The organism is Streptomyces sp. NPDC031379 (assembly GCF_055569615.1).
This window is the reverse complement of the sequence record NZ_JBVIIT010000025.1, coordinates 111,210-122,830: the sequence shown is the minus strand read 5'-3', so window position 1 is coordinate 122,830 and position 11,621 is coordinate 111,210. Positions and strand designations below refer to the sequence as shown.

At 68.7% G+C, this 11,621-nt stretch carries 12 protein-coding genes and 3 pseudogenes; 6 read left to right on the top strand and 9 right to left on the bottom strand.

Features of this window, described 5'->3' with window-relative positions; all coding sequences use genetic code 11:
* The first annotated feature begins 350 nt into the window (after window positions 1-350).
* Complete coding sequence (gene ku, locus ACZ5CW_RS31765) at window positions 351-1,259, top strand: non-homologous end joining protein Ku (RefSeq protein WP_468607444.1); 909 nt, start codon at window positions 351-353, stop codon at window positions 1,257-1,259.
* A 73-nt stretch (window positions 1,260-1,332) separates the two neighbouring features.
* Here ku and ACZ5CW_RS31760 read toward each other — a convergent pair whose 3' ends face one another.
* Complete coding sequence (locus tag ACZ5CW_RS31760) at window positions 1,333-1,479, bottom strand: DUF6233 domain-containing protein (protein ID WP_468607529.1); 147 nt, start codon at window positions 1,477-1,479, stop codon at window positions 1,333-1,335.
* A gap of 1,287 nt (window positions 1,480-2,766) precedes the next feature.
* Here ACZ5CW_RS31760 and ACZ5CW_RS31755 point away from each other — a divergent pair.
* Complete coding sequence (locus ACZ5CW_RS31755; RefSeq protein WP_468607442.1) at window positions 2,767-3,231, top strand: hypothetical protein; 465 nt, start codon at window positions 2,767-2,769, stop codon at window positions 3,229-3,231.
* Between the two features lie 307 nt (window positions 3,232-3,538).
* Here ACZ5CW_RS31755 and ACZ5CW_RS31750 read toward each other — a convergent pair whose 3' ends face one another.
* From ACZ5CW_RS31750 to ACZ5CW_RS31730, 5 genes and pseudogenes are all read right to left on the bottom strand, one after another.
* Entirely contained in the window at window positions 3,539-3,697 is a 159-nt protein-coding gene (locus ACZ5CW_RS31750) for a hypothetical protein (RefSeq protein ID WP_468607440.1), read from the bottom strand.
* Between the two features lie 261 nt (window positions 3,698-3,958).
* Window positions 3,959-4,138, bottom strand: coding sequence for a hypothetical protein (locus tag ACZ5CW_RS31745; RefSeq protein ID WP_468607438.1), 180 nt, complete (start codon window positions 4,136-4,138; stop codon window positions 3,959-3,961).
* Window positions 4,139-4,702: 564 nt separating this feature from the next.
* Window positions 4,703-5,242 carry a GNAT family N-acetyltransferase gene (locus ACZ5CW_RS31740; protein WP_468607527.1) on the bottom strand — a complete coding sequence of 180 codons (540 nt, stop codon included), beginning with the start codon at window positions 5,240-5,242 and terminating at the stop codon, window positions 4,703-4,705.
* A 99-nt stretch (window positions 5,243-5,341) separates the two neighbouring features.
* On the bottom strand, window positions 5,342-5,884 hold the full coding sequence (locus ACZ5CW_RS31735; RefSeq protein ID WP_468607436.1) for a hypothetical protein: 543 nt from the start codon (window positions 5,882-5,884) through the stop codon (window positions 5,342-5,344).
* 139 nt (window positions 5,885-6,023) lie between these two features.
* Window positions 6,024-6,636: pseudogene (locus ACZ5CW_RS31730) on the bottom strand (transposase); the annotation flags it as partial.
* Between the two features lie 432 nt (window positions 6,637-7,068).
* Between ACZ5CW_RS31730 and ACZ5CW_RS31725 the strand changes: the two are divergent.
* From ACZ5CW_RS31725 to ACZ5CW_RS31715, 3 genes are all read left to right on the top strand, one after another.
* Entirely contained in the window at window positions 7,069-7,413 is a 345-nt protein-coding gene (locus ACZ5CW_RS31725) for an STAS domain-containing protein (RefSeq protein WP_468607434.1), read from the top strand.
* On the top strand, window positions 7,410-7,925 hold the full coding sequence (locus tag ACZ5CW_RS31720; RefSeq protein ID WP_468607432.1) for an MmyB family transcriptional regulator: 516 nt from the start codon (window positions 7,410-7,412) through the stop codon (window positions 7,923-7,925). The genes ACZ5CW_RS31725 and ACZ5CW_RS31720 overlap by 4 nt, the downstream gene beginning before the upstream one ends.
* Before the next feature lie 482 nt (window positions 7,926-8,407).
* Window positions 8,408-8,836: a hypothetical protein gene (locus tag ACZ5CW_RS31715; protein ID WP_468607430.1), complete on the top strand. Its 429-nt coding sequence runs from the start codon at window positions 8,408-8,410 to the stop codon at window positions 8,834-8,836.
* Here ACZ5CW_RS31715 and ACZ5CW_RS31710 read toward each other — a convergent pair.
* Window positions 8,811-9,200, bottom strand: a pseudogene (locus ACZ5CW_RS31710) (zinc-dependent alcohol dehydrogenase); the annotation flags it as partial. The gene ACZ5CW_RS31715 and the pseudogene ACZ5CW_RS31710 overlap by 26 nt on opposite strands.
* On the opposite strand from ACZ5CW_RS31710, the pseudogene ACZ5CW_RS31705 reads away from it, so the two are divergent.
* Window positions 9,171-9,450, top strand: a pseudogene (locus tag ACZ5CW_RS31705) (hypothetical protein); the annotation flags it as partial. The pseudogenes ACZ5CW_RS31710 and ACZ5CW_RS31705 overlap by 30 nt on opposite strands.
* Window positions 9,451-9,484: 34 nt before the next feature.
* Here the strand turns inward: ACZ5CW_RS31705 and ACZ5CW_RS31700 are convergent.
* Together ACZ5CW_RS31700 and ACZ5CW_RS31695 are read right to left on the bottom strand one after the other, a co-directional pair.
* Window positions 9,485-10,327, bottom strand: a complete 843-nt coding sequence (locus ACZ5CW_RS31700) for an SDR family oxidoreductase (protein ID WP_468607428.1) — start codon at window positions 10,325-10,327, stop codon at window positions 9,485-9,487.
* Window positions 10,328-10,376: 49 nt separating this feature from the next.
* Window positions 10,377-11,603, bottom strand: coding sequence for an acyl-CoA dehydrogenase family protein (locus ACZ5CW_RS31695; protein ID WP_468607426.1), 1,227 nt, complete (start codon window positions 11,601-11,603; stop codon window positions 10,377-10,379).
* Window positions 11,604-11,621 lie beyond the last annotated feature (18 nt).

Below are 11,621 nucleotides of genomic sequence, written 5' to 3'. Positions count from 1 at the left end.
TGGGTTTGGGAGGTGGCTTTGTGGTTTCTGTGTTGGGCCTTGTTCCTTCTCCCCCCCCCCCCCCCCCCCCCCCCCCCCCCCCCCCCCCCCCCCCCACCACTCACCCCAGGGAACCACCTGACGCGCCACACCGCGCGCCCTGTACCTGGATGTGCATGCGCAGCCGAACGGGGGGTCCGGCCGCCGCGACGAAGCATGCCGAACCCGATCGGGACTGGCGGTCGGCTCCCTGCTTCCGCGTTTCGCCCGAATGGTTTGCTCGGGTCGTACACGGCTGCCGCCCTCACGTGCGGGCGGCCTGTGGCGTTCATAGCCTGGTGCTGCTCGGGGTGAGTGCGAAAGGGTGTGCCATGCCCCGAACGATCTGGTCCGGTGCGATTTCGTTTGGTCTGGTCACGGTGCCGATCAATGTGGTCGGGGCGACCGAGGACCACTCGATCCATTTCCACCAGTACCACCTGGAGGACGGCGGCCGGGTCCGTTACCGCAAGGTGTGTGAGCTGGAGGACCGCGAGGTTTCCCAGGAGGAGATCGGCAAGGGGTATGAGCTGACCAAGACGCAGGTCATCCCGATCACGGACGAGGACCTGAGCAACCTGTCTCTGCCGACGGTGAAGGCGATCGAGATCGATGCGTTCGTGCCTCTGGCGAGCATCGATCCGATCCGGATCGCCGAGGGCTACTACCTCCAGCCCGCCGGCCAGGTCGCCGCGAAGCCGTACAAGCTGCTCGTGGAGGCGCTCGGCCGTTCGGCCAAGGTGGCCGTCGCGAAGTACGCATGGTCCGGCCGCGAACGCCTCGGACTGCTGCGCGTCCGCGACGACGTCCTGGTCCTGCACGCCATGCGCTGGCCCGACGAGATCCGCGACCCCACCGAGCTGCTTCCGCCGCCGGCCGAGGTATCCGAGGCCGAGATCGAGGGTGCACTGGCCCTGATGGACACCATGACCGTCGACCAGTTCGAGGGGGAGGAGTTCCGCGACCGCTACACAGAAGCCATCGCACAGATCATCGAGGCCAAGCGTGAGGAGAAGCCGCTGCCAGAGGTGCCGGAGCCGGAGCAGCCGGCCCCGGTCCTGGACCTCATGGCGGCACTGCAGGAGTCGGTGTCGAAGGCCAAGGCGTCCCGGGGCGAAGACGCCGAGCCCGCTGAGGTGCACGAACTGCCGAAGCCGAAGAAGAAGGCGGCCGCGAAGAAGCAGCCGGCCAAGAAGACCGCAGCGAAGAAGACGACTAGCCGCCGTCCGAGGAGTGCCTGAGGTGCGGCAGGCGTAGGCGTATCTCCCACCCACCCGAGAGGCGCTGGATGACACGTCTGCCGCGGACCGGGTCCTAGCGTGGACGGTACCCCAGTGCGTTGTCCGGCCGGCAGTGCGGGCAAGGGGGAACACCTTCGGCAAGCGTCCGGAGCGCGGGGTCCCGGTCGACGCCTCGGCTTCGTTCGGCAGCGTTCCAGCAGCCACCGGCGTGGACATACACCGAGGGCGACTCTTCGTTGAGGCCGGTTCCAGGAGCCACTCTGGCGCCGGGGGCCGAGCCTGCTCGCCTCGCTGCTGCTCGGCCTGGCGCCGATCCTCGTCGGCGATTCACCGGTCGATGAGGTCCAGCTGCCGCGTGGCGTGCTCCTCGACGACGCGGCGGGCGAAGCGCAGCCGTCCAGACGCGACATGGGCCTTTGATCCGTCACCTGCGACTGCAGCTCCTGGGTGACGTGCGAGCACCTCGCGTACCCGATGCGGATGTCCGCCGTCGGGGTGCCCGTCTCGGGCGCGGCCGGTGTCGGGGTACCGGGCCTCCAGGGCCGGCCGGGGCCGCGGTCGGCCGGGGTCGGCACCCGTAGCAGCTTGGCGAGCCGGGGCACCTTCTGAGGAGCTGGACCAAGTGAACTGCGCCGAGCCCTGCCGGGACCAGCGATTCTCCAGCGGGTCGGCCTGCCCGAGCAGCTCCGCGAGCGGAGTGCCGGTCCGAGTGGCGACCCTGTGGCGGGCGCGCAGCTGGGCACGAGACGGGGGCGGAACTTCGGATCCCGCCCGCAACCGCACGGCTCGAAGCCCTCGTAGCGCAGCCCGGCGCCCAGTCCTGCCGCACGCTCAGCCCCTTCTCAGTCGCAATGGACGCGACCAAGGTGACGCGGGCACATCATCTCAGGGATGAAAACAGTCGAACCCAGGACACACAACCTCCTGGTCGGCTACCGAGAGCTATTCGTCCGTTGGCCGTAGCTACACGAGCGCAGGGCCGTGCAGCGCAGCAGGCCGACGCCGCCGGGGAAGAGGTCGACCCGCTCTCTGCCGCGCTGCACCAGGCCTCGCGGAAGCCGCACGGCTGCGCACGGCGGGCAGCGTCCTCCGACGCGGGTACGTACGACGAAGGCCTCCGGGAACGTCCCGGAGGCCTTCGTCGTGAGCGGGTTCGGTCAGTCGCTCTTGACGACGTACACCGTGTCCAGGAACGGCTTGTCGGCCGGGCCCTTCGGGTAGTCCAGGACGGTGATGTCCTGATGGGTGCACCCGCCGTGAGCGTCCTCCCTATCCTTCTACCTCGACGACGTCGATCGGAAGCTGATCGGGAAGCGGCGAGGGGATCACGACCGTCTCGGGTTCGCGCTCCACCGGAGGTGGCGCGAGTTCCCCCGCCATCCTGCGGGCTCACCTGTGAGGTCGTGGACGGCGAGAGCGGCCTGCGGGAACGCCTGGCCGTTCGCTGCACCTTCGCGCCCCCCGCGGGGGCTAGCCGCGCGGCCAGGCCATACGGTCCACTGAGCCAATGCCTCCACTCTGGCTCGGCCTGCTGGCCGTCGTTCTGCTCTCAGCCCTCCTCGAATGGGCCAGACGGGCCAGGCGGGACAGATGGTCATGGCTCCCTCCGAGAGACACCGGCGGCCCCGCCACCGCGATCGAACTACTCGTGGTCGCCGGCGTGGTCACCCCGTTCGTCTCCGCGTTCGCCGCGAAGCTCGGAGAGCAGCTGGGAGAGAGGGCGACGGTGATGACACCGAGGTCCTGGTGGCGGCGCCGCAGGCAGGGCAACGAGCTGGAAGTCACCATGCTGGCAGGGGGCGCAACCCTGTCCATGTTCAGGATCGAGGTGGGCCCGGATCTCACTGACGAGGCCCGGCTCGCACTGATCGACCTCGACGTCACCCGGCCCGAGCTGCGGGGGCACCTTCTACGCTGGAGCGAGGACGCGAAGGCGTGGCTCCCGGTCCCCGACACGCGCGGCGACAGCTGAAGCGTGTCGGGGACCCGAAGGTGTTGAACGAGATGGAGATCGTGCCGCCCGGCGCCATCATCGAGACCATGGTCGACGTGATGCGTGAGCACGGCCTGGCCGACCTCCGCTGCAGCCGCAGATGACACCGGAGCCAGTCTGGAAGTGCCCCGCTCTGACCCCGCACCCTACGCACCCTAGGTGCTGCACCTGATGCACCACGGCGATACGGCCGCACGATGCCGCGCCCCCGTTGCGAGGGGACCGCCGGGGCCCGCGGGTTATCTGGCCAGACAAGCCACTCGGCACGGGGAAGCGCCTGCGATCATCAGGCGATGGTGCAGGTCGCCTCGTGTGCGGCAAGCTCACCGGCGTGGTCGGTGAGCTTGCCGTCCTCCACGCGGATTTCCGTGAATCTCCGCAGGCCGGAGGCGTTGAGGATGTGCGCCGTTACCCCATCCTCGGAGTGCTCCAGCCAGCAGGTCACCAGGTTGGCTTCCGCACGCTCCTCCTTGCGCCGGTCGCGCAGGAGGATGTTAAAAGCCGAGCAACAATGACCCGCCCGTGAGGACGGAACCGACCCAGGCGGGGACCGTTCCGAAGTCCAGATGACTCATCGTTTTGCAGCTCCCGCCAGCCGTCTGCCCCCTGTTCGTCGCAGGTCGTCATGCCGTACAGCGTCACCACAGGAGGCCCGCGCTGCGCGACGACAGGCCGTGGTGAAACGAGCTACCAAGGTGAGCAGCGCCTACCGCAGCATGGCGTCCCCGGTCCGTCCGGCTTCCACCGCCGCCTCGGTAAGGGCGTCCTCGTCCAGGTCCTCGACGACCGGGACATCGGCACTCCCGCCGGCCGCGCGGCAGCCATCCGCCGGCACGTCCTTGAGATGCCCGCCCCGGTCGTCGCCGACGCCCTCGGCTACCAGCACGTCACCACGACCCGCCTTGCGTCGGAGGCCGGAGGAATCCTGGAGTCAATACGCTCCGGGGCATACACACGGTCACCAGCAAGGAGAGCTCCAGGGGGAACTCGCGACAGTTGAATACGCGAGCCCACCAGTACCGAGGGCCGACTCCGAGCACCGGCTGGCTGGTGGCGGGCCCGCTGGCATCACCAGCAGCGTCGCCACACCCCACGGCCGGCCCACCACCAGGCCAGTCGGCACACGCAGCCCCTCACCTTGGGCCCCGACGCACCCGACCTCCACGGTGCGTGACCGTCCACCGGCCACCGGAGGCGCCGCGACGGCGGCCAGGGCCCCGCCCGCTGTGCTCCCCGGGGCCCTTCCTGCGAGCAACCCGCGACCGCCGAGCTGGCCCGGGTCTGTACGGACTGCAGCGCCGAGGCGGGGTGAGTTGCACCCGTGTTCCGTCGGGCGAACAGGACAGCAGCCACGGGTATGGACGGCTCAGATGCAGGTGCCAAGCGCTGACCCGCAAGGGGCCTGGGCGAGCTGGTCGAATGGACCGGGATCGTGAATCAGGCCGACGAGTCATTCCTGCGGTGGTCGAGTGGATGGGGTGACCGCACGCCACTCGCCTTCGAGGAGGCTGAACATTTCGGAGTCCCGCCAACCATCCCGGATCAGAGCGGTGTGACGATGACGTCCTTCCCGTGTCATGCCGAGCTTGCTGAGAACCCGTGCCGACCCAAGGTTCCGCGGGTCACAGGTGGCATAGATGCGGTGGAGCTCAAGATCCTCGAACCCTCGCGCCAGTAGCCCCTTGCCGATCGCCGTTCCGACGCCCTGTCCCCAAACCCGCGGATGCACAGCATAGGAAATCTCGCCTTGACGCTGCCCTCGCCTCCGGACGTGGAGCTCCCCCATGCCGACTACGTCGCCAGCGATACGCGCTACATAAGCGAACCGCTGCTGAGGTGTGTGCGACCAGGCCTCGACCGCGGTCAGCACGAAGGCGCGTGTCTGCTCTTCGGTGTTCGGTCCCCAAGTCTGGAAGCGGCAGACCTCGACGAGGGAAGCCCAGGAGTGGACAGCTCGCCAGTCTGCGAACTCGATTCTGCTCAAGGTCACCGAATGTCGAGCCACAAGCTGATCTTGCCAGATGTAGTCGCGCCGACCTACCGGTTCAAGAACAGGCACTCAGCTTGCCGTTCAACGGTTACATGATCATCAATCCCATGCGTTGAAGAGCACTCCACCCAACGTGGTGATGTCGTAGAAGCGAATCTGACGCCACTCGCCCTGGGTAAGAACTGAAGTGTCCACGTCGGAGAGAGGCGTGGCGAGCTGCTCGCTGCTCAGAACCACGAAGCCTGTTTCCGCGAAGGTATGGGCCCATGGCGGAGCAGAGAGGAACTCCTCTCGGTACCAATCTCGGCGTTCTTGAGCGAAGGCGATCCAGGGGTGATGGGCGTGACACAGGATTACGCTCTCGCCTGTGCGACCGACGACCGAGGCGACGTGGAAGGTCCGGGGGTACGCCTGTTCCTCCAGCTCGCCCACCTCGCCTTCGGCGATGCGGGCGGCGGCGTGCAGCGCGGTCCGGAACGCTCGCAAGTCAGTTTCCGGAAGCGGACCGTCCTTCGGCACGAAGAAGCCTGTCGCACCCCGCGGCAGCATGAAGCCTGCGCTCCCGTCATTGACCATGTCGCTTATCTTGCTCCATGCGCGGCCCGCGTGGTTGTCGTGGGTGCTTCTGGACTGCGGGTTCATGTAATGCGGCGGGGCTTCGTTCCACTTCTGTGGTGGGTTAGGCGGCTGTATGCCTCGCCGGTGGCGAGGACCCTGCCGACGCTATGGCGGGTGGCGGGTGGCGGGTGGCGGGTGGCGGGTGGTGGGCGAGCCCGTCTTTGCGCGGAGGCAGCCGGTCCCACGCCTGCGCGGTCGCCTTCCCGTGGAGCCGGGTGTCCGTGATCGTCACGGCCTGCTCGGCGCCCCAGGTTGCGGGGTCGCCGAAGATGAACTCGCGGCCATGCTTGGGCGGCCTGCCGCCCTTGGGGTGGCCAGGTGGAACTCTTTGCGGGAGGGCGTCGGACGCCGCATCACGCGACCGGAGCGGAGCCGACCGAGGATCTCGACGGGCAGCCCGTCCAGCAGGTGGGCGATGCGCGGGGCGTCGTATCCGGCGTCCAGCACGACCAGGACGTCCGGGTCACCCGGCTTCCACTGGCCGGCGGCGACCAGCCGCTCGACGACCTCACGTATCTGCACGGTGGTCACCGCGGCGACGTCGGCGCCGGGCTCCAGGCGGACCGCGTCCAGCACCGCCGTCCAGGACGTGCGGCCACTCTCCAGCGCGGCCACCACCGAGTACGGCCAGCCGGGCACCATTTGATGCTTATCCTGACCTCGCCCGAAGGTGTGGCAAAAGGCCCGGCAGCACACGTGTTGGCGTCCGGGCGCAGCCACGGCGAGACATCCACCGCCAGCACGAGCCGACCGTCTGCCGCCTGTGGCAACGGCATCGGCGCGGCAGGCAACCGGATCCCGGACTCGACGAGGTGACCCGGCAGGGTCCCTCGTGCGGTGTACATCGGTCCTGTTGCCGTCGATTGGAGAAGGACGTACCCGCGGTCCCTTCTGTTCCTGCCCGATGTCGAAGGTGCCGTGCTCGCCCTCCGTCAGTGCCCGGTAACCGTTGCCCGGCACGGAAACGCCCGGCCCCGCTCGGCCCGTGGAAGCGGGCTGGTGCACCCTGACCCGCCTGTGCAACCCTGCAAGGACAACCAGCCTGGTCTGGTGAGAGGCCCCGCGTCGCCCTTGAAGGTCATTTTTCTCGGTCCGGGGGGATGGTGCGGGTTGTCTCGCTCGGCTTTACGCGGCCCCATGCCGCGTGCTTGATGCCTTCCGCACCGGGGGGCGTGATGGGCTCGACCCCGAAAATCGAGGGGCGAACCATGAGCGACTTCACTGTGGTGACACAGCAGCACCCCGATCGCACCATGATCACCGTGATCGGGGAGATAGACCTTCAGACCTGCCCCGAACTGGCCCGGGCCGCGCGCATCCTGCTGAGCGGCAAGACGCTGCACCTGGATCTGTCAGGCGTGTCCTTCATGGACTTCAGCGGCCTGAACCTGCTGGTACTGCTGCGCCGCCGCCTACACGCCGAAGGTGGCCGCCTCGCCGTCACTGGGCTGCAGCCCCAGCCCACGCGCCTCCTGGAGATCACGGAGACCCACGACCTGTTCGCGGCCGACACCGCGGCCGTGGCCGGCTCCGGTGAAGCCTCGATCGCTTGACCCGGCCGACGCGCCTGCTCAATCACTTGTCACGGCCCTTCGCTGCCGCGGCGGCGAAGGGCCTCCGGGGCTCCTGGTCTCAACCCCGCCTCCAGCGCTTGACCAGGGTGCTCATGCACCGTCCTGCGGCCTCGGCCGCGCAAGTAGTCGACGAGTTCGCGTGGGTAGCGACGGGCGGGGCAGGCGCTGGTGCCGAAGCCGGCCGCAACCCCCACGACAGGGGCCTGCACGACCTCGTTGGCGAACTCTCCACCCGAAGCGACGACTTCCGTACCCGCTGGGGCGCCCATAACGCTCGCCACCACGGCACCGGCGCCAAACGCTTCGATCACCACGCCGTCGGCGACCTCACCCTCGCCTACGAAGGACTGGAGGTGGCCGCCGAACCCGGCCTCACTCTCACCATCTACACCGCCGAACCCGGCTCACCCAACGAAGAGGGGCTGCGCCTCCCCGCGTCCTGGGCCGCTCCCCGAGATGCTGACGCCACGGAACCCTCCGCGACGAGCTGAGCCTGGTTCGACGAGCACGTGAAGGCGGTTTGTCCTTCGTCAGGGAGGTTGGCCATGTGCAACTAGCTGACTTGGGCCGGCTGGCTGGGGTATCAGCGAGTCTGGCAATGATCACGCCCTTGGGGGTCGTGTGTATCTCAGGTAGTGGCGGATGCCGTCGCAGGTGACCAAGTAGTCGTGTTGGCCCAGGAGTTGTGTCCAGATCTGCCTTCCGTTGAGCCGATCCCCAGGGCAAGGCGGACATCCCAACGGCGGAGGTTGTAGCGGCTCTTAGTCGACCTCGGCTGGTGATGAGGTTCCTCGGCTTGTGGACTGTGTTTCTTCCTCACCGGGCAGTGGCCCACGTGGTGTTGTCGAGAGCCGGAAAGAGCGCACGGGCGGCCGCTGAGTCGGGGGTGACGAAAACGCCGTCCGCTTGCACCAGAATGGTGGAGGGATCTCATGGCGCTGATGCCTCCGTGGCCGTAGCCGGGTGGCCCTTCGTGGGCGATGCCGAGAAGGCACTGTCCGGTGAGGCCGTCTTCGGCCGGGGTTACCAGCATGGGTGGCGCGAGCGGGCTGCCGGTGCCGGTGACGGGGCTGTACATCCGTACCCCGCCTGGGAATTCGTCGACCTCGGGGAAGTCCGCAGGCTTGCGGCGGTGGCCGGTGAGTTGTCCGGTGAGGGCGCGGACGCCGTCTGTCAGGCGGTGCAGGGTTTCCGGGGAGGCTGCGGTGCGAACGGTGGCGTCGACGAGCAGTCGCAGTTCGTGGCCGAGTGCGGCGATCGCGTCCCGTCGGCGTGCGAGGTCCTTGGCTGCCGGATCGTGCGGGATGGTGTTCGGGGTGGTGAGGGGCGAGGTCATCAGGTGTCTCTGTGCGTGGTCGCGGATCGCGATGTGGTGGTCAGTGTGCAGTCGGGGGCGGGATGAGATCGCGGACGAAGACGGGCTTGAGGTGCTTCTCGGGTAGGGCCTCGGGGAGTTGTTCCCAGTCGAGGACGTGGGAGACGACGCGTTCGGGGGCGACGGTGCCGGAGGCGGCCAGGTCGAGGGCGTCGGGGAGGTGGGCGCGAACGTTGTCGCGGGCGATACGCAGGGTGACGCCGGTGAGGTACATGTCGAGGAGCGGCAGTTCGCCGGGGCGGAAGTGGTTGCCGGCCGATTCGCAGATGCCTTCCGGGGCAAGGGACTTGACGGCGAGAGCGAGCTGATCGACGCGACCGGTGGCCTCGACGGCGAGGTCGAAGCCGTGCCGGACCGGTTCGATCGCTTCGGAGGTGCGGGCGCCGAAGCCAACGCCGCGGTGCTGTGGACCGCCCGCTACCTGGACGCCGCCGTCGCGCAGTTGCGGGCCCTGCCACCGGAAGAGCGGGAGTGCGACGTCCTGGACGAGGACGTCGCCCGACTCTCCCCGTTGCGTCACGCGAACTTCAACTGCCTGGTCCGCTACAGCTTCCGGCTTCCGTGCCACCGTCCCGGCCGGGGGCGGCCTGCGGCCTCTGCGTGACCCGGCTACCGACACCGATGAGGGCGAGGAGAAGTAGGAGGCGGGTGGGGGCCTTGCGGCCCCGGCCGGACTCAGCCGGTGACGAGGATCCCGCCGTCTACGGGGATGACTGCTCCGGTGATGTAGCTGCTGGCGGGGCTGGTGAGGAACACGGCGATGCCTGCCATGTCTTCGGGGCGGCCGATGCGCTTGAGGGGGATCTGGTCGGCGATGGCGTCGGTGCCGAGGCTGAGGATGCCTGCGGTCATCTTGGACTCGAACAGGCCGGGGGCGATGGCGTTGACGAGGACGTGGGGGGCGAGGGTTCCGGCGAGTTGCCGGGTGAGCATGTGTACGGCGGCCTTGCTGGCGCTGTAGGAGAAGTTGTTGAAACCGGGGGCGGGGGCGCGCAGCCCGTCGACGCTGCCGGTGTTGATGACACGGGCGGGGTCGTCGGGGGTCGAGGCCGCCTTGAGGAGCGGCAGCAGGGCCTGGGTGAGGGCGAAGACGCCCTTGACGTTGACGGAGAGCACCTTGTCCCAGGCGGAGTCGGGGAACTCCTCCAGGGGTGCCCCCCAGTTGGCGCCGGCGTTGTTGAACAGCGCGTGCACGCGACTCTCACGTCCACTGAGGTAGCCGATCAGCGTCTCAACACCGTGGGCGGTGGAGAGGTCGGCCGACACGGCGTGTACCTCGCCGAGGGGGCTCAGCTCCTCGACGGCCGACTTCAGGTCGGCTTCCTTGCGGCTGGAGATGTAGACCTTGGCGCCGGCCTCGAGGAGTCCTCGGGTGATCATCTTGCCGATGCCGATGCCGATGCCGATGCCGATGCCGATGCCGATGCCGATGCCGATGCCGATGCCGATGCCGATGCCGCGGCCGCCTCCGGTCACGACGGCGACCTTGCCTGCCAGGACAGGCGTCTGGGTGCTCATGTGATGCTCCGATGAGGTGGTAGAGGGCTGGAGGTGCGGGAACCGGCGTCTACTGAATGCGTCGGCCGGACAGGGCGCGGCTGATGGCCAGGCGCTGGATCTCGCTCGTGCCTTCGTAGATGGTGAAGTTCTTGGCGTCGCGGGCCCAGCGTTCGACGGGGTAGTCGCGGGTGTAGCCGTTGCCGCCGAGGATCTGCACGGCGCGTTCTGTGGTGCGGACGGCGACCTCGCTGGCCTTGAGCTTGGCCATGCTGCCCTCGGCGCGGGTGAAGGGTTTGCCGCGCGTCATCATGTGGCTGGCGCGCCAGACGAGGAGGCGGGCGGCGTCGATCTCCATGGCCATGTCGGCCAGGGTGAAGGCGATGGCCTGGTTGTCGATGATGGGCCGGCCGAACTGCTCGCGGACACCTGCGTATTCGAGGGCGTACTCGTAGGCGGCGCGAGCCACGCCGACGGCCATCGCGCCGATGCCGGGCCGGGTCATCTCGAAGGTGGCCATGGCCGCGGGGACGCGTACGCGGGTGCCGTCGCGGGCTGTGGCCAGGCGCTGGTCGAGGGCGTCCTTGCCGCCGAGGACCAGGTCGGCGGGGATGCGTACGTCGTCGAGGACGACCTCGGCGGTGTGGGAGGCGCGCAGGCCGTGCTTGGAGAACTTCTGGCCCTGGCTGAGGCCGCGGGTGCCGGGCGGGATGAGGAACAGGGCGTGGCCGCGGGCGCCGAGGGCGGGGTCGGTGACGGCGTTGACGACGTGGATGCTTGCGATGCCTCCGTTGGTGGCCCAGGTCTTGGTGCCGTTGAGCACCCATTCCTTCGTGGCTTCGTCGTAGCGGGCGTGGGTGCGGATGGCGGCGGCGTCGCTGCCGGCGTTCGGCTCGCTGGCGCACAGGGCGGCGACGGCCAGGTCGCCGGGGGTGCCGAAGAAGGCGGGCAGCCAGGTGTCGATCTGCTCCTTGGTGGCGGCGCCGAACAGGGCAGCGGCGGGGAGGAAGGTGCCCAGCAGGGCCTGGCCCATGCCGCCGTCGCCCCAGAAGATCTCCTCGGCGACCACGGGCTGGAGGAGCCCGGTGGGGTCGGCGGTCATCTGCAGCGCGAACTCGGGGGTGTACAGGCCGACCTTGGCTGCTTCCTCGATGACGGCCCAGGGCATCTCCTCACGCGCGTCGTAGTCGGCGGCGACGGGGCGTACGTACTTCTCGGCGAAGCCGTGGGCCCACTTACGGGCCTCGGCGATCTCGGGCGGCAGGTCGAACAGGGACGGCGTCTTCGTGGTGGTCACAAGAAGTCTCCTGGTGTG

Excerpts from the sequence above, each read along its gene's own strand:
- ACZ5CW_RS31725 (WP_468607434.1), top strand. The coding sequence starts at position 7,069 with ATGAGCGACTTCACTGTGGTGACACAGCAGCACCCCGATCGCACCATG.
- ACZ5CW_RS31755 (WP_468607442.1), top strand. The coding sequence starts at position 2,767 with ATGCCTCCACTCTGGCTCGGCCTGCTGGCCGTCGTTCTGCTCTCAGCC.
- ku (WP_468607444.1), top strand. The coding sequence starts at position 351 with ATGCCCCGAACGATCTGGTCCGGTGCGATTTCGTTTGGTCTGGTCACG.
- ACZ5CW_RS31735 (WP_468607436.1), bottom strand. The coding sequence starts at position 5,884 with ATGAACCCGCAGTCCAGAAGCACCCACGACAACCACGCGGGCCGCGCA.
- ACZ5CW_RS31700 (WP_468607428.1), bottom strand. The coding sequence starts at position 10,327 with ATGAGCACCCAGACGCCTGTCCTGGCAGGCAAGGTCGCCGTCGTGACC.